A 19,674-nucleotide genomic window follows, 5' to 3' on the forward strand; every position below is an offset into this window, starting at 1 on the left:
AGAAAGTCTGGAGTCCTTATGTCGCTTACCCCTGAGTTGGTTGCCGAACTGGAAGTCCTCGCACTCTTCAACCTGGACAGTTCCCAGGAAGGTCTGAAAATTCATCAGACCGCTGCCCCGAAGCACATTGCTGCTGCCCAACGCCTCTTTGAAAAAGAACTGACAGACCAGCCTGATGGCGGTTACCTGACCAGTCTCGGTCGCGATGCCGCACAAAACGTGCAGACCGTACTGACGATTCTGAAAGAGCAACAAACCGCCTGATCCTCCCGACTTTGCCCACGGAAACCTCCGCCACGGGATTTCCGCGGGCCAGCCCGGCCGCAAGCCATCGCCACGCGGTGGAAATCTGACGTCAAAAAACAAATTCAGCTTAATGCTCGCGCTGCACAGGCGCTAAACTCCCCCGCATTCCGTGACCCTCTGCCTCCGAGCCCTGCGAGCCGGTTTGAGTCGACATGACCCGCACCCATGAAATCCGCCCCGACCTGGACGAGGGAATCGACCGCAAGGTACTCAGCCAACTGCGCGCACGCTTTCTCAAACTCAACGAAGGCCGCCTGCACCGGGCCCTCGAAGGCCTGTCGACGCGCCAGCAAAGCGTGCTGACCCTGTTGCCGCTGTTTTTCCACGTCAATCATCCGCTGCTGCCCGGTTATGTCTCGGGCAGCACGCCGGCCGGGTTGTCGAATTACGAACCGGACGCCGACGCCCTCGCCGAAGCCCAGCGCCTGACACGCTCGTTCTCCTACAAGCCGCGCCACGGCAGCAACCCGCCAAGGCCGATTCACGGCCTGTTCCTGATGGGCAGCCTCGGAACCCTGGCCCAGGCGGACCAGAGCGACATGGACGTGTGGGTCTGCCACGCCCCCGACCTGAGCGACAGCGAACTCGCCGAACTGCGCAAAAAATGCCAGTTGCTCGAAGCCTGGGCCGCGAGCCAGGGCGCCGAAGCGCACTTCTTCCTGATCGACCCGGTGCGTTTCGTCAAAGGCGAGCGTGATACCCAGCTCAGTTCCGAAGATTGCGGCACCACCCAGCACTATCTGCTGCTGGACGAGTTCTACCGCACGGCGATCTGGCTGGCCGGGCGCACGCCGATCTGGTGGCTGGTGCCGGTCTACGAAGAGCGCGCATACGACCAGTACACCCACACCCTGATTTCCAAGCGTTTCATCCGCAACGATGAAATCCTCGATCTTGGCCCACTGGCGCACATTCCGCCGGGCGAGTTCGTGGGTGCCGGGCTGTGGCAGTTGTTCAAGGGCATCGAGTCGCCTTACAAGTCGGTGCTCAAGCTGCTGCTGATCGAGGTCTACGCCAGCGAACATCCGCAGGTGCAGTGCCTGAGCCTGCGCTTCAAGCAGGCGGTGTTTGCCAACCGGCTCGACCTCGACGAGCTCGATCCGTACATGGTGGTTTACCGCCGGATCGAGGAATACCTCACCGCCCGCAATGAACCTGAGCGCCTGGAACTGGTACGCCGTGCGCTGTACCTCAAGGTCAACCGCAAGCTCACCGGCAACAGCCGCACCCAGAGCTGGCAACGCTCATTACTGGAAAGACTGGCTAGCGAATGGCACTGGGACCAGCGGCAACTGGCTTTGCTCGACAGCCGCAGCCAGTGGAAAGTCCGCCAGGTCAGCGCCGAGCGCCGGGCTCTGGTCAACGAGCTGAATTACAGCTATCGCTTCCTGACCCAGTTCGCCCGCACCGAGCAGACCGTCAGCCTGATCAACAAACGTGATCTCAATGTCCTCGGCCGACGCCTGTACGCCGCGTTCGAACGCAAGGCCGACAAGGTCGAGTTCATCAATCCGGGCATCGCCCCAGACCTGGCCGAAGACACCCTGACCCTGGTGCAGTCGCCGAACAAGAAGGAACCCGGCCAAACCCAGTGGGGGCTGTATAACGGCAGCCTGACGGCGCTGGAGTGGGAACACTTCGCGCCGATCAAGCGCAGCCGCCAGTTGCTGGAACTGCTGACCTGGTGTCATCGCAACGGCGTGATCGACAGCAGCACCCGACTGGCCCTGCACCCCGGCACCAGCGACATGAGCGAGTTCGAGCTGTTCAACCTGCTCGGCAGCCTGCAGCAGAGCATCGCCCTGCCCTTGCCGACCGTTGCCGAAGAACCGCTGCTGCGCGCCAGTGTGCCGAGCGAAGTGCTGATTCTGGTGAATGTCGGGGTCGACCCGCTCAAGCATCACCGCGACCTGAATATCCTGATGACCACCGAACGCACAGACTCCCTGAGCTATGCCGGCGTGCGCGAGAACCTGGTGCTGACCCTCGATCAGGTCACGCTCAACAGCTGGAACGAAGTGCTGGTCAACCGCTTCGACGGCCCGCATGCGCTGCTCGACTGCCTGCGCGATTACCTCAACAACCTACCGCGCGGACCGCACCAGCCCTCGCTGCGAGTGCGTTGCTTCTGCCACAACCGCGCGCAATTCATCGCCCGCCGGGTGGAAGAGATCGTCGATACCGCACAGAACCTGCTGCTCAGCGACTTGAATCACCGCTACCTGCTTCAGGTGCAGCAGCACTATCACGTGCTGGAACTGGTGCCGGGCCAGGTCAGCCATGTCGCCCTCGCCACCCTGCCGGCACTGCTCGATTACCTCGGCGAGGAGCAACCGCGCTACAGCCCGCTGCACCTGGACCCGATGGCGCTGGAAGACCACGACCTCGCGCTGATCCTGCCGATGGGCCAGCCCGAATGCATTCAGGTGTTCTACCGGATCACCGAGCAGACGGCCGAGCTGTACGTGCTCGACGAATTCAACGCACTGTGGCAACAACATTTGCCCTATCACGACGAGCAAAGTCTGCTGGTGCCGCTGCAGCGCTTCCTGCAATCGATCCAGTTCCGGCGCGAAGCACTGCTGCCCATGGACTCGAACCACGCCGCCGGCCTTGAAATCTTGTATTACCAGTTATTGCCGTCAGGACCGGGACGCGCACGACGGGTCGAAATGCGCCCGGCTCCGCAGACGCCAGTCAACAAACCGTTCTACGACGTGCAGGCGATCATCGGCAAAGCCGCACCGGGCGAGGTGCAGGTCACGTTGTATTGCAATCAGCGGGAATTCTGCGAGCTGGAACATGGCGACCAGCTGTTCAGCGTGGTCGCCCGGGAAATCGTCGGTCAGCGCCGGGAAGCCGAGCGCTACCGCTGCTACATCACCGACCTGGACCTGTCGGGCGTGATCGGTGACGGGCAGAGTTCGAGCAATCTGTATCTGCGTTACAAGGCCGACCTGGAACGCTCTCTGAACGAGGCGCTCGAGCAGGTCTGAGGCAGGATTATTCCGGGAAGTCGCCGCCGTTGGCCGGCTGCGATTCGACTTCCAGCAAGGTCAGCTTCAGGGTTTTGCCGCCCGGGGCCGGCCAGTCGATGTGCTGGCCAACCTTCAGGCCCAGCAGCGCGCTGCCGACCGGGGCCAGGATAGAGATCTTGCCTTCATCGGCGTTGGCGTGTTTCGGATAGACTAGGGTCAGGTGGTAGTCCTTGCCACTGCCTTCTTCGCGACAGTGCACACGGGAATTCATCGTCACGACATCGGCGGGCACTTCATCGTGGCCGACCAGGGTATCGGCGCGGTCCAGCTCGGTTTGCAGCGCGATCACGCCCGGCAGCGAGTCATCCAGGCTGTCGATCAGGCGTTCCAGACGTTGCACGTCCAGACGGGTAAGGGTGATGGAAGGTGCGGTCATGATCCGGGCAGACTCCTTTCTTCTGCACACAAAAAAAGCAAAACCCCGCCAAAAAAGACGGGGTTTTCACCAGGCCTCGATGGGTTGAGGCGTTTCCGGACACTATCACAGCTCAAAAAATATACAAGCTACGCTCCGGCGAGCTGCCGGCGTTGCATCGCCTGCGCGCAGATTACCCGACGGCGCTCGTCATCGGCCGAACGCCATTCACGGATGTCTTCGACATGGCGCATGCAACCGAGGCAGACCTTCTGCTCATCCAGCCGACAGACGCCGGTACACGGCGAAGGCACGGCCGGACTGACGTTGCTGTAGAGCGGCTTGGCAGGGCGTGGCGCGGTCGTCATCTCAGATTTCGTCGAAATCGAGTTTTTCGCCGGCGCGCTCCCAGACGATGCGCTCCAGCATTTCGCCCAGCAACTCTTCGGTTTTCTCGCAGGTCCACCTGCCGGCCTGCTCGTCATAGTCGAAATGGAAACCACCGGAACGGTCAGCCAGCCACAACTGACGCAGAGGCTCCTGACGGCTGAAGATCAACTGACTGCCGTTGTCGAACTTGATAGTCAGCACACCGGCCGAGTTCTCCATGTCCAGATCCAGGCCACTTTCATCAAAGATGTCCTCCAGCGCTTGCTGGGTGGCATCGACCAGATCATGGAAACGGGCTTCGGACAAACTCATTGCGGCAACCTCAAAAAATGTCTGATCAGGCTCAAGCGCCGCAAGATACGGTCGCGGCCGGCCGATTGCAAAGGATAACGACCAAGCGCCCTGCCCGGCGACGAAATATGCACCCGCCATGCAGGAAAGTTTTCCGCGCCGCAGCCCGAGCCCCGCCGGACGGGAGTTCCGTCGCATAGGCAAGCTGCCGGGTGGCCGGTATACTCCGGCGCAATTAACGCATATTCAAGGATTTCGCCATGAAGCGCCTGATCTCTTCCCTTGCTGCGCTCGTCGCGGTTGCCTGTCTCGTTTCGGCCTGCGGTCAGAAAGGCCCGCTGTACCTGCCGGATGACGATCAGGACCCAGCTGCACAAGCCCAGTCCTCGCAAAAGCAGTCGTCCAAAGCACACAAGCACGACGTTTACCAATAAGGGATCGCCATGGACGCTTTTAACTACCGTGGCGGGGAGCTGTTCGCGGAAGGTGTGGCGCTGTCCGCCATCGCCGACCGCTTCGGCACACCGACCTACGTCTACTCCCGCGCCCACATCGAGGCCCAGTACCTGGCCTATGCCGATGCGCTGGCCGGCATGCCGCACCTGGTGTGCTTCGCGGTCAAGGCCAACTCCAACCTCGGCGTCCTGAATGTCCTGGCCCGCATCGGCGCCGGTTTTGACATCGTCTCCCGTGGCGAGCTCGAACGCGTCCTGGCCGCCGGCGGCAGCCCTGACAAGATCGTGTTCTCCGGCGTCGGCAAGACCCGTGACGACATGCGTCGTGCACTGGAAGTCGGCGTGCATTGCTTCAACGTCGAATCCACCGACGAGCTGGAGCGCCTGCAAGTGGTCGCCGCCGAGCTGGGCGTTCGTGCGCCGATCTCGCTGCGCGTGAACCCGGACGTCGATGCCGGCACCCACCCGTACATTTCCACCGGTCTCAAAGAGAACAAGTTCGGCATCGCCATCGCCGACGCCGAAGACGTGTACGTGCGTGCCGCACACCTGCCGAACCTGGAAGTGGTCGGCGTGGATTGCCACATCGGTTCGCAACTGACCACCCTGCCACCGTTCCTCGACGCGCTCGATCGCTTGCTCGATCTGGTGGACCGCCTGGGCGATTGCGGCATCCATCTGCGCCACATCGATCTCGGTGGTGGCCTGGGTGTGCGCTACCGCGATGAAGAGCCGCCATTGGCTGCCGATTACATCAAGGCCGTGCGCGAGCGTCTGGTCGGTCGTGATCTGGCGCTGGTGTTCGAACCGGGCCGCTTCATCGTCGCCAATGCCGGCGTGCTGCTGACCCAGGTCGAGTACCTCAAGCACACCGAGCACAAAGACTTCGCCATCGTCGATGCGGCGATGAACGACCTGATCCGCCCTGCCCTGTACCAGGCGTGGATGGACGTGACGGCGGTCAAGCCGCGCGACACCGCTGCACGCAAGTACGACGTGGTCGGCCCGATCTGCGAGACCGGCGATTTCCTCGCCAAGGATCGCGAACTGGCGCTGGAAGAAGGCGACCTGCTGGCTGTGCATTCGGCCGGGGCCTACGGTTTTGTGATGAGCTCCAACTACAACACTCGCGGTCGTGCCGCCGAAGTGCTGGTAGATGGCGATCAGGTATTTGAAGTGCGTCGCCGCGAGACCGTGGCCGAGCTGTTTGCCGGCGAAAGCCTGCTGCCGGAGTAACCCCATGCTGCTGCGTTTTACCAAGATGCACGGCCTGGGCAACGACTTCATGGTCCTCGACCTGGTCAGCCAGCACGCGCACATTCAGCCCAAGCACGCAAAAATGTGGGGCGACCGGCACACCGGCATCGGTTTCGACCAGTTGCTGATCGTCGAGGCGCCGAGCAATCCGGACGTGGATTTCCGTTACCGGATCTTCAATTCCGACGGCTCCGAAGTCGAACAGTGCGGTAATGGTGCACGCTGCTTCGCCCGCTTCGTGCTCGACAAGCGCCTGACCGCCAAGCGGCAGATCCGCGTCGAGACCAAGGGCGGCATCATCGAACTGGACGTGCGTAACGACGGCCAGATCGGCGTGAACATGGGTGCACCGCGTCAGGTGCCGGCGGACATTCCGTTCCAGGCGAGCGAGCAGGCCCTGAGCTATCAGGTCGACGTCGACGGAACATCGGTCGAACTCGCAGCGGTCTCGATGGGCAACCCGCATGCGGTACTGCGCGTGCAGGACATCAACACCGCACCGGTGCATGAACTGGGACCGAAGATCGAACACCATCCGCGCTTTCCGGCGCGGGTCAATGTCGGCTTCCTCCAGGTCATTGACCGTAACCGCGCACAATTGCGCGTCTGGGAACGCGGCGCCGGGGAAACCCAGGCCTGCGGCACCGGCGCCTGCGCTGCTGCTGTAGCTGCGATCAGCCAGGGGTGGATGGATTCGCCGCTATTGATCGACCTGCCGGGCGGGCGCCTGTCCATCGAATGGGCAGGACCCGGCCAACCGGTGCTGATGACCGGTCCGGCAGTGCGTGTATACGAAGGACAAGTCCGTCTTTGAGTGAGCACAAGCCATGACCGATAAGCCTCAGGTACCCGCCCGACAGTCCGGTGAAACAGCGTCCGAGAGCCTGGAGGCGGCAGCGGTTGCCGCGTACCTGGAGGCTCATCCGGACTTCTTCGTCGAGCACGAAGAACTGCTGCCGTCCCTGCGCATCCCCCATCGTCGCGGCGACACCGTGTCGCTGGTCGAGCGTCAGATGTCCATCCTGCGCGACCGCAACATCGAGATGCGCCACCGCCTCTCGCACTTGATGGATGTGGCCCGGGACAACGATCGCCTGTTCGACAAGACCCGCCGCCTGATCCTCGCCCTGATGGACGCCGCCACCCTGGAAGACGTGGTGATCAGCGTTGAAGACAGTCTGCGCCAGGACTTTCAGGTGCCCTTCGTCAGCCTTATCCTGCTTGGCGACAACCCCGCGCCGGTCGGCCGCTGGGTCACTCACGCCGACGCGCAGACCGCCATCGGCGGCCTGCTCACCGAAGGCAAGAGCGTCAGCGGCAGCCTGCGTGAACACGAACTGGACTTCCTGTTCGGCGAAGAGCAGCGCAAGCAGATCGGTTCCACCGCCGTGGTCGCCGTCAGCCACCAGGGCATCCACGGAATCCTGGCCATCGCCAGCCGCGATCCGCAGCACTACAAGAGTTCGGTCGGCACGCTGTTCCTCAGTTACATCGCCGAAGTCATGGGCCGCGTGCTGCCACGGGTCAACAGCTCCCTGCGCTCGGTACGCTGAGCATGGAACGGCAACTGGACGCTTACTGCGAACACCTGCGCAGTGAGCGGCAGGTGTCGCCGCACACGCTGTCGGCCTACCGCCGCGACCTCGACAAGGTCCTCGGCTGGTGCAACAAACAGAACGTCGGCAGCTGGCAGGCCCTGGACATCCAGCGCCTGCGCAGCCTGATCGCCCGCCTGCACGCGCAAGGCCAGTCCTCGCGCAGCCTTGCACGCCTGCTCTCGGCAGTGCGCGGGCTCTATCACTATCTGAATCGCGAAGGCCTCTGCGATCACGACCCGGCCACCGGCCTGGCACCGCCCAAAGGCGAACGCCGCCTGCCGAAAACCCTCGACACCGACCGAGCGCTGCAACTGCTTGAAGGCGCGGTCGAGGACGACTTTCTGGCCCGACGCGATCAGGCGATTCTGGAGTTGTTCTATTCCTCAGGCCTGCGCCTGTCGGAGCTGACCGGGCTCAATCTCGATCAGCTCGACCTCGCCGACGGCATGGTTCAGGTGCTCGGCAAGGGCAGCAAGACGCGCCTTTTGCCGGTCGGCAAAAAGGCCCGGGAAGCACTGGAGCAATGGTTGCCGTTGCGGGCGCTGACCAACCCGGCGGACGACGCGGTGTTTGTCAGCCAGCAAGGCCGGCGCCTCGGCCCGCGAGCGATTCAGGTGCGGGTCAAACTGGCCGGCGAACGTGAACTGGGGCAGAACCTGCATCCGCACATGTTGCGGCACTCCTTTGCCAGCCATTTGCTGGAGTCCTCCCAGGACCTGCGGGCGGTGCAGGAACTGCTCGGCCACTCGGACATCAAGACCACCCAGATCTATACCCACCTGGACTTCCAGCATCTGGCGGCAGTCTACGACAGCGCCCACCCACGGGCCAAACGCATGAAAGGCGACGATTCATGAGCATCCAGTTGATCACCTTCGACCTCGACGACACCCTGTGGGACACCGCCCCGGTGATCGTCAGCGCCGAAGCGGTTTTGCGCCAGTGGCTGAGCGACCACGCACCGAAGCTTGGCGCGGTGCCGGTGGAACATCTGTGGTCGATCCGTGAGCGCGTGCTGAGCAGCGAACCGGGGCTCAAGCACCGTATCAGCGCGTTGCGCCGGCGAGTGCTGTTCCATGCCTTGGAAGAGTCCGGATATGCCCACGGCGAAGCGTCGGAGCTGGCGGACAAGAGTTTTGAAGTGTTTCTGCATGCCCGGCATCAGATCGAGGTGTTCCCGGAAGTCGAGCCGATCCTGGAGACCCTCGCCAAACATTACGCCCTCGGCGTGGTCACCAACGGCAATGCCGATGTGCGTCGTCTCGGACTGGCGGATTACTTCAAGTTTGCGCTGTGCGCCGAAGACATCGGCATCGCCAAACCGGATGCGCGACTGTTTCATGAAGCCCTGCAGCGTGGTGGCGTGAGTGCCGAGGCGGCGGTGCATATCGGCGATCATCCGGGAGATGACATTGCCGGAGCGCAGCAGGCGGGCTTGCGCGCGATCTGGTTCAACCCGGCCGGCAAGGTCTGGGAAGCGGAACGCTTGCCGGATGCGGAGATTTGCAGCCTGACCGACCTTCCCGCCGTGCTCGCCCGCTGGAATAGCCTCGGCTAGTTTTCTTTCGCCCATGAAAAAGCCCGCAGCGACGGCGGGCTTTTTCAGCAAGCAAGCGGCACGCCTCAGATAGGGCGGCTGCCGTACTTGTTGTCCGGCTTCTTGGGCGGATCGGCGACCACGTTGGCCTCCACTTCCTGCACTTTGCCGCCACGGGCAAGGAACTCTTCCATGGCCTTGGCCAGGGCATCGCGCTCCTTGTTCTTGGCTTCGATGCTCGGCAACTCGTCGACCGACACCGCAGCCTTGGCCTTGCCTTTGGCAGCCGGGGCCGGCGTATCGTCACCGCCATCGTCTTCAGCAACGTCTTCCGCTGCCGCTTCCAGACCGTCTTCGGCCTCGTCTTCGTCGCCTACTTCGAGGTCGTCGTTTTCCAGATCATCGTCGCTCATGTTCTACCTCATGACTTGCGAAAAGCAGATTAGTTATAGACCAGCTTTGGCGACTGTCGAAAGTCGCCGTAAAAAAATCGGTAACCATTGGTGACCAACGGTTTATGCCCCTTCACCGTGCAAGGTGGCGAGGACTTTGCGGGCACCGCCATGATCGCGATGCTCGCCCAGGTAAACGCCTTGCCAGGTGCCCAGTGCCAGTCGACCCGCCGTTACCGGCAAACTGATCTGACAGCCCAGCACGCTGGCCTTGAAGTGCGCCGGGAGGTCGTCCAGGCCTTCGTCGTTATGCTCATAGCCGTCTGTTCCTTGTGGGATCAGACGATTGAAAAATCGTTCGAAGTCGCGACGTACCGCCGGATCGGCGTTCTCGTTGATGGTCAACGACGCCGAGGTATGCTGTAGCCACAAATGCAACAGACCGACCCGGCATGCCTTGAGTTCGGGCAGTCCGGCGAGCAACTCTTCCGTTACCAGATGAAAGCCCCGGGGCCGTGCCCGCAGGGTTATCAGAGTCTGTTGCCACATACAGTTCTCCGCACGTTCGGGGCGCATTCTAGCGCGCTCTGAAAAAAAACAAAGGCCCTAATATTCCTTCAATGATGTAAGCCATTGGCCGTAGAAAAACACCCGTCGTAAACACGACCAAAGCAGTACGAAAAATCCATTCAGCCACATCAGGGATGACAAATTCCGGACAAAAAAATGCCCGGCGAACCGGGCAAGTTTTTTGAGGCGCGTTCTTACAGGTTGTAGCCGCGCTCGTTGTGTTGTGCCAGGTCCAGGCCGACCGATTCTTCTTCCTCGGTAGCGCGCAGCCCCATCACGGCATCCAGTACCTTGAGGATGATGAAGGTAACGATCGCGGTGTAGATCACCGTGAAGCCGACGCCTTTGCACTGAATCCACACTTGGGAAGCAATGTCGGTGACGGTGCCGAAGCCACCCAGCGCCGGAGCAGCGAAAACACCGGTGAGGATTGCGCCGAGGATACCGCCGATACCGTGCACGCCGAAGGCGTCCAGGGAGTCGTCATAGCCGAGTTTGCGTTTCAGGCTGGTGGCGCAGAAGAAGCACACCACGCCAGCGGCCAGACCGATGATCAGCGAGCCCATCGGGCCCACGGTGCCGGCCGCCGGAGTGATTGCCACCAGACCGGCAACCACGCCCGATGCAATACCCAGTGCGCTTGGTTTGCCGTGAGTGATCCACTCGGCGAACATCCAGCCCAGTGCGGCGGCAGCGGTTGCGATCTGAGTGACCAGCATCGCCATGCCGGCAGTGCCGTTGGCCGCAGCTGCGGAGCCGGCGTTGAAGCCGAACCAGCCGACCCACAGCATCGCCGCGCCCATCAGCGTGTAACCGAGGTTGTGCGGCGCCATCGGGGTGGTCGGGAAGCCTTTGCGCTTGCCCAGTACCAGGCACGCCACCAGACCGGCAATACCGGCATTGATGTGCACCACGGTGCCCCCGGCGAAGTCGAGCACGCCCCAGTCACCCAACAGCGAACCCGGGCCGCTCCAGACCATATGCGCAATCGGCGCGTAAACCAGGGTGAACCAGACGCCCATGAACACCAGCATCGCGGAGAACTTCATGCGCTCGGCGAAGGCACCGACGATCAGCGCCGGGGTGATGATGGCGAAGGTCATCTGATAGGTAACGAATACCGCTTCAGGGAACAGCGCCGTCGGGCCGGTAATGCTGGCCGGGGTGACGCCTGCCAGGAAGGCCTTGCCGAAGCTGCCGACGAAGGAGTTGAAGTTGACGACGTTGGCTTCCATCCCGGTGGTGTCGAACGCCATGCTGTAGCCATAAATGAACCACAGGATGGTGACCAGGCCGGTAATGGCGAAGCACTGCATCATCACGGAAAGAATGTTTTTCGACCGCACCATGCCGCCGTAGAACAGCGCGAGGCCCGGAATGGTCATGAACAGCACGAGGGCCGTCGAGGTCAGCATCCAGGCGGTATCGCCGGAATTGAGGACTGGAGGCGCCACCGGATCTGCCGCCAAAGCCAGGCCGGGCATTACGATGGACAACAGGGCGCCTAGCCCTGCGAATTTACGCAGAGTCATATTGTTTTCTCCTGGGGCGTTGGGTTTGTGGCGGCGTTTAGATCGCGTCGGTATCGGTTTCGCCGGTACGGATGCGAATCGCCTGTTCCAGATTGACCACGAAGATCTTGCCGTCACCGATCTTGCCGGTGTTGGCAGCCTTGGTTATCGCCTCGATAACCCGATCCAGATCCTTGTCGTCGATGGCAACGTCGATTTTCACCTTGGGCAGAAAATCGACCACATACTCCGCGCCGCGATACAGCTCGGTGTGACCCTTCTGCCGGCCGAAGCCTTTGACTTCAGTTACGGTAATGCCCTGCACGCCGATTTCGGACAGCGACTCGCGCACGTCGTCCAGCTTGAACGGCTTGATGATGGCAGTGACTAGCTTCATGAAACTCTCTCCCGAATTGGTGGACTTGCCCCAGGAAAACAAACCCGACTCAAGTCTAAGCGCAGTGCCTGGCTTTGTAACGCATCGTCGGCCCTACCCGCCCGACTGACGCCAGCTAACCGCTCCCGACGAAACTCCCCGTCCCGTCCGGCGCACTGCATTCGTCACAGCGACTGCATCAGTGCATGGGTCACTACCGACTAAGCAGAAAGCTTGCCATCTCGCCAAAATCCCCTGATTTCAATCCCTTGGCCGCGGCCGTCGATGCCATCACCGAAATGGCACACGGGATACGCACAACAACGGTGCGCAGCCGTTCGTCCTTTTGCGCGAAAAGCGTGCATCCGGACCCGCGCGAATGACTATAGACACTGCGTGATACACTGCCGGCCATTGTTTCCAGGACATATCCCATGCTCGCGCCCAAAGACTTCCTCGACGCCCTGAGCGGCACCGCCTCCCGCCTGTTCAGCGGCGACACGCCCTTGCCCAAAGCCGAAATCGAAAGCCAGTTCAAGATGCTGCTGCAAAGTGCCTTCAGCAAACTGGACCTGGTGAGCCGGGAAGAATTCGATAGTCAGATGGTGGTGCTGGCGCGCACTCGCGCCCGGCTTGAGAGCCTTGAGGCGAAGGTGGCGGAAATGGAAGCGAAGCTGACGCCGCCGGCTGAGTGAGACAAGAAGCTAAAACCGCTCCTGCCGAGGCAGGAACGGTTTCCGTCGGTTCAATTACTACAGCGAATTATTCCAACGGTCTCGCAGAATCTCGTACAGGCGAAAAGCCCATAGCGCGATCCTGACGAGGCGCCACATATGTTTAAGAAACTTAGACATATTTTGGCCCTCCTTGCGTGGGGCCAAACCTCCGATGCTCTTTCCGGCGTACGAACACCTTCGGGACTACACGTGAGTGTGCCCACCAAGGCGGCCGGGTGTGGATCCCCCGAAAAAGCACCGGCACGGGTCTCACACCGTGTCGAGGGACATGAAATTTTTACGCTCCCGGCCACACTCCGTGAACACTCCATGAGTGGGCATCGTCGCAGCGGATGGTATTGCAGTCCTTCAAAATGCATTTAAACAAGTTGTATCAAGCCATTAAGCATGTGTTCCCGGCTTATCTGGCACGTCATGTCCTGATGGGCGCCAAGTGGCTTTGACGCTTGCATCAAGAAGCAAACCTGCATACCCTCAGCGAACGTGAGTGTGTCCACTAAGGATGCGCAGGCCTTGGCCTCACCGAAGCCTGCAACTAAAAACCGCCTCCTCAAGGCGGTTTTTTTTCGCCTCGAGATAGGTGCGACAATCGGTTTTCTGTGGAGTAGTCGCAGCGAACTTTTAGCTCCCAAGCCGTATCAACCTGAATCCGCCCGAACCAACGTCCTTTACTTACATAAGTACCGTCCTACAAGGACTGCCCCCCACGCCTGATTACGTGAGTATCCCAGCCTTCGCTACCCTCTGTGGCCTGATCCAAACAGAACACAGACACGAGAGCTGTCTATGAAACAGAAGAAACAGAAAAAACAGCCGTTACTCGCATCCAGGCTTCGTGCAGAAACGCCCAGTTTGGCCGATACGGTTTCTGCCAGTCAGCGGCATTTTTTGAAGGTCGCCGCGGCCTATGGCAAAGAATTGGAGCCTGATGGCTGGCTCGCCGGTGGCGGAACTTGAATCCCGCATTAAAAGACCGTCTAGCAGGCGGTTTTTTTTCGCCTGAAGATTAGTCATTTCTATTTCAGCAACATCCAGTGAAGCTTTGCCCAGGCAACTGTCCCTTCAACTCCCTCCTCCCCGACTACCCTTAAAAAACCGTAGGAAGCGGCCCCCGATTCAACTCAAGGAACGACCATGTCCCTCGCCATCGTCCATAGCCGCGCCCAGATTGGCGTGGATGCGCCCGCCGTCACCGTCGAAGTTCACCTCGCCAACGGCTTGCCCTCGCTGACCATGGTCGGCCTGCCCGAAGCAGCGGTGAAGGAGAGCAAGGACCGGGTACGCAGTGCGATCATCAATTCCGGTCTGCAGTTTCCGGCGCGGCGGATCACATTGAATCTGGCGCCGGCGGATTTGCCCAAGGATGGCGGGCGGTTCGATCTGGCGATTGCGCTGGGAATTCTGTCGGCGAGTGTGCAGGTGCCGACGCTGACCCTCGATGACGTGGAATGTCTGGGTGAGTTGGCGTTATCCGGCGCCGTGCGGGCGGTGCGTGGGGTGTTGCCGGCGGCGCTGGCGGCGCGCAAGGCCGGGCGGACGCTGGTGGTGCCGAGGGCGAATGCCGAGGAGGCGTGTCTGGCGTCGGGACTGAGGGTGATCGCGGTGGATCATCTGCTGGAGGCAGTGGCGCATTTCAACGGGCATACACCGGTCGAACCCTATGTCTCGGATGGGTTGATCCATGCCGCCAAACCCTATCCCGACCTGAATGAAGTGCAAGGCCAACTCGCCGCCAAAAGGGCGCTGCTGATTGCCGCTGCCGGCGCACATAACCTGCTGTTCAGCGGGCCACCGGGTACGGGCAAAACATTGCTGGCCAGTCGATTGCCGGGGTTGCTGCCGCCGCTGGCCGAGAGCGAGGCGCTGGAAGTGGCAGCGATTCAATCCGTCGCCAACGGTGCGCCGTTGACCCACTGGCCGCAGCGCCCGTTCCGCCAACCGCATCACTCGGCCTCCGGACCGGCGCTGGTCGGTGGCAGCTGTAGGATTTCGAAATAAATGAGACATCTCCGAAATAAATGAGACGGGAATTTGAGTCGAGCGGAATTTTCAGCGTTCAATGGCAAATTTAAAAAAATTCACTTCGAAGAGTGAAAGCATTGAAGAACATTCCTTCACCTTTTGCTGATTCAGAGTAAAAATTACGAGCACTGGAAGAGTACAGCAGGTCATTTTTGGGCCGGGAGAGTTGGGCCAGTGGCTTCGGGCTTGTTGCTCAGGCATAGACGTCGCATTGGATTCGCTTGAAAAAAGGAACCTGCCGATATCCAAATAGAGTCGAAAACCTGTGCCGAAGTGACGATGAACGAGCCTCGACGGGATGGCTGAACCATCGTTCCGCCAAAGCTCAACCATCTAGCTCATAGGATAGCGCAGGCACGAGAGATGGGAATGTAGACGTGATCAAAGCTGAGCTGTAGCTTAAGGTCACAAAGGCAAATCAAAACCGACTACTGTACCTTACTCCTTGCCCGGGCCTATCTCTGAAGATGAACACGGCCAGATTTGCACTTGGGCGCAGGGTATTAATCGATTCGGTACGCAAGTAGTTGAAGTTTGCGAGACGTTTTTTATTAGGGAGCTTTTAATTGGACATCGAGCGGCTGCAGATCGAAGGTGGCTTTTTGGATGGGCTGGATCTCAAGTTTTCCAGCGGTCTCAATGTTATCATTGGCGCTAGAGGTACTGGGAAGACCTCTGTCATCGAGCTAATAAGGTACGCTCTAGCCGCTCGCAGCCACACCACCGAGTCAAAAAACCGCTCATTTGACCACGCCAGGGCGATACTGGATGGTGGAGAGGTGACAGTCGTGCTGAATGATCTGGTAGATGACATCACCATTTCCCGTACAGCTGAAGACGACAAACCGCGCTCTACCGCCAATTTTGTTGCACCAATAGTCTTGTCTCAGACTGAAGTTGAGACTCTCGGGCTTAGCGATGCAGGTCGCCTGTCATTGATTGATGGTTTTATAGATGGACGGAATGTTATGTCCGCTACAGAAGCCACAGTGATCAGTTCTCTAAAGAGCATCTACAAAGAAATTTTATCCATGGAAGCGGAGATTGGCTCGCTGTCTGAAGAGGTCACTAAGGTTCCGAACCTTATATCGCAGCTGCATGATTTTGAACGGCAGCTTCGAGAACTTCAGGGAAACTCGGATGAAGTGGCAAAAAAACAATCTGAGTCTTCACTACTTACAGAAGAGCTTGCTGCCGCTTCTGCTCGCGAGGAGTTCGTCGCCAGATTCGGAAAACATGCTTTCGAGTTGAGAACGACCTTAGATAATTTGTTATCTGAAAACTATGGTCCAGATTCCTGGACTGGCGCAGAGGAAAATGATCCGGTTGCTGATCTGCGCGGCACTTATGACTTGGCCATTTCGAAAATAGTTGAGGCTTCTAAAGTCTTTCAAAAAATTGAGGATATATCTAAGCAGCGTCAGGAAGAGATAGCCTCCAAAAATTTTGAGGTCGAGCGTAAAGCTCGAACTTTGCGCTTGGAGCTTGATAAAGTTTCTGAAGGTACGGGAGCGTTAAGTCGACATATTTCTCTAATTAAAGCTCAGATTGCTCAAATAAATACTCGCCAGGGTCTCTTGGACGAAAGACATAGAAGACTAGACTCATTAAGAAATCGACGTGATGAGGCCGTGGCTGAGCTGGAAGATGTTCGTCTCAAACGTTACACGCTCCGGTGTGGAGTCACACACTCGATCAATAGCGCACTCGCACCTTACATTAAAGTAGAAGTTGAGCAATCTTCACAGCTGGGGGATTACTCCAAAGCGCTAACTGATGCACTCAAAGGGAGTGGTATAAAATATAATGATTTGGCTTTAAAAATTTCAGAAAATGTCAGCCCTCGTGAACTAGTGGCGATGGTCGATAATTCCGGCTTTGAAGAATTGGCTGACTTGGTGGACATACCTAAAGAGCGAGCAGCTCGGGTTATAGCACAGCTGAGGGAATTTGGGCTTGCCGACATATTGACATGCGACATTCAGGACGACGTAAGCATGTATCTTCTTGACGGGGTCGACTATAAAGAAATTTCTGCTCTATCCGCAGGCCAGCGCTGCACGGTTATATTATCTATTGTCTTACAACACTCTGAAAGGGTGCTGATTATTGACCAACCTGAAGACCACTTAGATAACGCCTTTGTAGCCAATACAATAATAAAAACGTTGAATGGTCGTAAAGGACGCGGACAAATAATTTTATCTACTCACAATGCCAACATCCCTGTTTTAGGCGAGGCAGACTTGGTAATTGAGTTGACATCGGATGGAAGGAATGGCTTCGTACAGGTAAACAGGCCTCTCAATCACCCTGAAGCTGTAAATGCGATTACAAATGTGATGGAAGGTGGTTCTACAGCGTTTGCCACTAGAGCAAAATTTTACGAAGACAATTCACTGTGATAGACCGTGAACAAGCAGCTAATTTACTTCTGAGTGACTCAGTAGATGAACGGCTTGAGGCTGCACGTTTTTTCTCCAAGGCTGCGGAGTTTACTGATGCCTCCATGCTGGCGCGGGCGCTTTCTAAAGAAAATGCTCGCTGGGTGAAAAGAGCACTTGAGCGTGCTATCGATAGAATACAGGTTGGACCGCCAAAAAAAGAAGCTAGTAAGACGGCGGTAGAAGAATCCGTAATGGACACTGATTCCGAAAGGTTGCTAAAAGATCTCCGGGCCCAAGCGGTAGACGAAGTTTCTAGAACAATCTTGCACGAATTTTCTCCGCTAATAGGTTCTCTCCGTCTCGTTGCTGCAATGGAATTTGACGCATACGAGACCTCACGGACCAAGCACTGCGTGGAACGCTTGAATGGCTTGTTAGACGCTGTCGGGAAGTTAAAAAAAGCGGCCGCAACACCGTCATATAGCGAGTTCGATCTTTCGGAGCTAATTACGGAATGTATTGCAGTACTGAATATTGCCGATGAAAATATAATAGTACGAGTTGCTGGTATAAAACCTTATATGGTGCAAGCCGACCGAGACTCTTTAGGGCTAGCCATCGATAATGGAATCAGGAATGCCGTAGAGGCTGTCATGGAGTTTTCGACACTTAACCCAGCTGAAATTTTAATAAATTGGGGGCCTGCTGGTTCCGAACACTGGCTTGCAATTCTCGATTGCGGCCCAGGATTCCCGGACAACCCCGAGGAAGCGTTAAAGCTTGGAGTTTCTAATAAGGATGAGCATTTCGGTTATGGTTTAGCTACTGCACAGCTGTCGATGCGTTCTATGGAAGGAGACGTTTTTGTCTCAAACAAAGCCGAAGGCGGAGCAAGGTTCGAATTAAGGTGGTATAGGGATTATGCAAATACTATTCGTTGAAGATAACTCATCCTACGCAGATACACTTGTTTCGGTTGTAAAGGATAAATTTTCAGATATAGCTTGGGATGTTGTAGACAACTCTAGCTCAGCGGAAATACTTTTGGCAGAAAAGTTCTACGATCTTGTAATCCTAGACCTTTGCATGCCCAATATTCCGGCAGGACTTGAGAAATCCGTAGAAAATGGCCAACAGCTTTTTTACACTTTGCAGCGGGCAATGCCAGGCACTCCCATTTACATACTCACTGGTTCCGAACTAGACAGCTTTGCTACAAGCCTTTCAAGGCACGGGGAAAGAGTCAAACTTTGGGGGGCGGAAAAGGAATTTCCAACCGTCCTATACTTTAGAAAAAACGATACACTTGAGCTAGTGAAAGAGCTTTCGGAAGTCTATAGCGAGATTGCATCCGTGAACGCTATCACTATTAATACCCGAGGTAAGGATATAGTGTTCGCCAAGGGACAAGAGCGTGCACTGAAAAGCTTTGTGCGAAGCATGGGTGGAACCGATGGAGTCTATTACCCTCTGAGTGGCTTATCTGGCTCATTGGTAGGTCGAGTAGAGGTGCGCGATGCTCGACTCACTGTCATTGGCATTTTTGTAGCCAAGCTTGGATTATCATCGAAAATCCAAAAAGAAAACGAGTCTTACACTCGACACGTTAGACTTATGCCCATGAATACATTTACACCCTTACTACTTAGTATGGATAAGGGTCTAAAAGAATATAGTGCGATATTTTACACCCTCGCCGAAGGTTACGAAGAAACCTTATTCGAAATCATTCGTAACGATCCGTCAGCTGCTGTAGATGTAATTGAGAAAGTTCGTTTCAGCATGGAGCGCTGGTCTGCTGCACGAAATGTTTCAAGAGTAAAAATCGGTGATATCCGAAGAGCCAAATTAAGTGATGAAAACTTTGAAGAACTTATAGCCAAGAATCAAATTGAAGACATCAAAGATATCGAAGAATTTTTTGTAAACGCGTCGGTATCTTGTACGCACGGCGACCTACATGGTGCTAACGTTCTTGTGAATCAGGCTAGAATCCCAGTACTAATAGATTTTGGCGATGTCGGCTTTGGCTATACCGGCCTAGATCCAATAACGCTAGAGATGAGCCTTATTTTCCACCCCGATAGTGTCGCGTCAAAAGTTTCTCATGAGATGCGCTCCTTTATCGACAAATGGCCTAACATTGATGGGTACTGCCAAGATAATCCTTTCGGTGAGGTAATAAAGTTCTGTAGAGATTGGGCTTACGACATAAGCGGTGACGATAAGTCTGTATTAGCTGCCGGCTACGCATTCGCTATGAGACAACTCAAGTACGACACAGTCGGTTCTGACGAGACTGTCGCGCTTATAAAGCGAATTGTTGAATCTATACGCGCTACAAATTAGTTCCATTATAGAAGCGGTGGAAATTACCGCTGCTAAAAATCTAGAAAACCATTGCTTTTTAACCCTCGCGAGGGACAGCCTTCGCGAACCCTAAATACCTTAT

The 19,674-nt window shown here is 57.4% G+C and carries 20 protein-coding genes and 1 pseudogene; 14 read left to right on the forward strand and 7 right to left on the reverse strand.

Going from position 1 to position 19,674, the window contains the following annotated elements; translation table 11 throughout:
- Positions 1–18: 18 nt before the first annotated feature.
- Both IF189_RS27505 and IF189_RS27510 read left to right on the forward strand, forming a co-directional pair.
- Positions 19–264 (forward strand): TIGR02647 family protein, encoded by a 246-nt coding sequence (locus tag IF189_RS27505; RefSeq protein WP_007951883.1) that lies wholly within the window; start codon positions 19–21, stop codon positions 262–264.
- A gap of 194 nt (positions 265–458) precedes the next feature.
- Positions 459–3,302 (forward strand): class I adenylate cyclase, encoded by a 2,844-nt coding sequence (locus tag IF189_RS27510; protein WP_192552547.1) that lies wholly within the window; start codon positions 459–461, stop codon positions 3,300–3,302.
- Positions 3,303–3,309: 7 nt separating this feature from the next.
- Here the strand turns inward: IF189_RS27510 and rnk are convergent, their stop codons facing one another.
- The 3 genes from rnk to cyaY form a co-directional block, all read right to left on the reverse strand.
- Positions 3,310–3,720, reverse strand: a complete 411-nt coding sequence (gene rnk / locus IF189_RS27515) for a nucleoside diphosphate kinase regulator (protein ID WP_085708929.1) — start codon at positions 3,718–3,720, stop codon at positions 3,310–3,312.
- A gap of 128 nt (positions 3,721–3,848) precedes the next feature.
- Entirely contained in the window at positions 3,849–4,067 is a 219-nt protein-coding gene (locus tag IF189_RS27520; RefSeq protein ID WP_085708928.1) for a DUF1289 domain-containing protein, read from the reverse strand.
- A gap of 1 nt (position 4,068) precedes the next feature.
- On the reverse strand, positions 4,069–4,401 hold the full coding sequence (gene cyaY, locus IF189_RS27525; RefSeq protein WP_134828488.1) for an iron donor protein CyaY: 333 nt from the start codon (positions 4,399–4,401) through the stop codon (positions 4,069–4,071).
- A gap of 239 nt (positions 4,402–4,640) precedes the next feature.
- On the opposite strand from cyaY, the gene lptM reads away from it, so the two are divergent.
- The 6 genes from lptM to IF189_RS27555 are packed head-to-tail and all read left to right on the forward strand — an operon-like array spanning position 4,641 to position 9,248.
- On the forward strand, positions 4,641–4,814 hold the full coding sequence (gene lptM / locus IF189_RS27530) for an LPS translocon maturation chaperone LptM (protein WP_134828489.1): 174 nt from the start codon (positions 4,641–4,643) through the stop codon (positions 4,812–4,814).
- Between the two features lie 9 nt (positions 4,815–4,823).
- Complete coding sequence (gene lysA, locus IF189_RS27535) at positions 4,824–6,071, forward strand: diaminopimelate decarboxylase (protein WP_085708925.1); 1,248 nt, start codon at positions 4,824–4,826, stop codon at positions 6,069–6,071.
- A 4-nt stretch (positions 6,072–6,075) separates the two neighbouring features.
- Positions 6,076–6,906 (forward strand): diaminopimelate epimerase, encoded by an 831-nt coding sequence (dapF, locus tag IF189_RS27540; protein ID WP_114886289.1) that lies wholly within the window; start codon positions 6,076–6,078, stop codon positions 6,904–6,906.
- A 13-nt stretch (positions 6,907–6,919) separates the two neighbouring features.
- Positions 6,920–7,645 (forward strand): DUF484 family protein, encoded by a 726-nt coding sequence (locus tag IF189_RS27545; protein WP_114886291.1) that lies wholly within the window; start codon positions 6,920–6,922, stop codon positions 7,643–7,645.
- A gap of 2 nt (positions 7,646–7,647) precedes the next feature.
- Entirely contained in the window at positions 7,648–8,547 is a 900-nt protein-coding gene (xerC, locus tag IF189_RS27550) for a tyrosine recombinase XerC (RefSeq protein ID WP_085708922.1), read from the forward strand.
- The gene (locus IF189_RS27555; protein WP_192552548.1) at positions 8,544–9,248 is read left to right on the forward strand and encodes an HAD family hydrolase; all 705 of its coding nucleotides are present in this window, start codon (positions 8,544–8,546) and stop codon (positions 9,246–9,248) included. Before xerC ends, IF189_RS27555 begins: the two co-directional genes overlap by 4 nt.
- A 65-nt stretch (positions 9,249–9,313) precedes the next feature.
- Here IF189_RS27555 and sutA read toward each other — a convergent pair whose 3' ends face one another.
- From sutA to glnK, 4 genes are all read right to left on the reverse strand, one after another.
- Positions 9,314–9,640 (reverse strand): transcriptional regulator SutA, encoded by a 327-nt coding sequence (gene sutA, locus IF189_RS27560; RefSeq protein ID WP_007951900.1) that lies wholly within the window; start codon positions 9,638–9,640, stop codon positions 9,314–9,316.
- 102 nt (positions 9,641–9,742) lie between these two features.
- On the reverse strand, positions 9,743–10,168 hold the full coding sequence (locus IF189_RS27565) for a secondary thiamine-phosphate synthase enzyme YjbQ (protein WP_085708920.1): 426 nt from the start codon (positions 10,166–10,168) through the stop codon (positions 9,743–9,745).
- A 215-nt stretch (positions 10,169–10,383) separates the two neighbouring features.
- Positions 10,384–11,721, reverse strand: coding sequence for an ammonium transporter (locus IF189_RS27570; protein WP_119426782.1), 1,338 nt, complete (start codon positions 11,719–11,721; stop codon positions 10,384–10,386).
- Positions 11,722–11,758: 37 nt separating this feature from the next.
- Complete coding sequence (glnK, locus tag IF189_RS27575; RefSeq protein ID WP_002555808.1) at positions 11,759–12,097, reverse strand: P-II family nitrogen regulator; 339 nt, start codon at positions 12,095–12,097, stop codon at positions 11,759–11,761.
- A gap of 413 nt (positions 12,098–12,510) precedes the next feature.
- Between glnK and IF189_RS27580 the strand changes: the two genes are divergently transcribed.
- The 6 genes and pseudogenes from IF189_RS27580 to IF189_RS27605 all read left to right on the forward strand — a co-directional run bounded on the left by IF189_RS27580 (position 12,511) and on the right by IF189_RS27605 (position 19,571).
- The gene (locus IF189_RS27580; RefSeq protein ID WP_007920416.1) at positions 12,511–12,771 is read left to right on the forward strand and encodes an accessory factor UbiK family protein; all 261 of its coding nucleotides are present in this window, start codon (positions 12,511–12,513) and stop codon (positions 12,769–12,771) included.
- A gap of 828 nt (positions 12,772–13,599) precedes the next feature.
- Positions 13,600–13,770 (forward strand): hypothetical protein, encoded by a 171-nt coding sequence (locus IF189_RS27585; RefSeq protein WP_167443788.1) that lies wholly within the window; start codon positions 13,600–13,602, stop codon positions 13,768–13,770.
- A gap of 177 nt (positions 13,771–13,947) precedes the next feature.
- A pseudogene (locus tag IF189_RS27590) lies at positions 13,948–14,799 on the forward strand (YifB family Mg chelatase-like AAA ATPase); the annotation flags it as partial.
- Positions 14,800–15,401: 602 nt separating this feature from the next.
- Positions 15,402–17,240, forward strand: a complete 1,839-nt coding sequence (locus IF189_RS27595) for an AAA family ATPase (protein WP_192552549.1) — start codon at positions 15,402–15,404, stop codon at positions 17,238–17,240.
- On the forward strand, positions 17,237–18,163 hold the full coding sequence (locus tag IF189_RS27600; RefSeq protein ID WP_192552550.1) for a HAMP domain-containing histidine kinase: 927 nt from the start codon (positions 17,237–17,239) through the stop codon (positions 18,161–18,163). Before IF189_RS27595 ends, IF189_RS27600 begins: the two co-directional genes overlap by 4 nt.
- Complete coding sequence (locus IF189_RS27605; protein ID WP_192552551.1) at positions 18,144–19,571, forward strand: response regulator; 1,428 nt, start codon at positions 18,144–18,146, stop codon at positions 19,569–19,571. Before IF189_RS27600 ends, IF189_RS27605 begins: the two co-directional genes overlap by 20 nt.
- The last annotated feature ends 103 nt before the right edge of the window (positions 19,572–19,674 follow it).

It is taken from the genome of Pseudomonas sp. IzPS59, assembly GCF_014863505.1.
GTDB classification, from domain to species: Bacteria; Pseudomonadota; Gammaproteobacteria; order Pseudomonadales; family Pseudomonadaceae; genus Aquipseudomonas; species Aquipseudomonas kribbensis.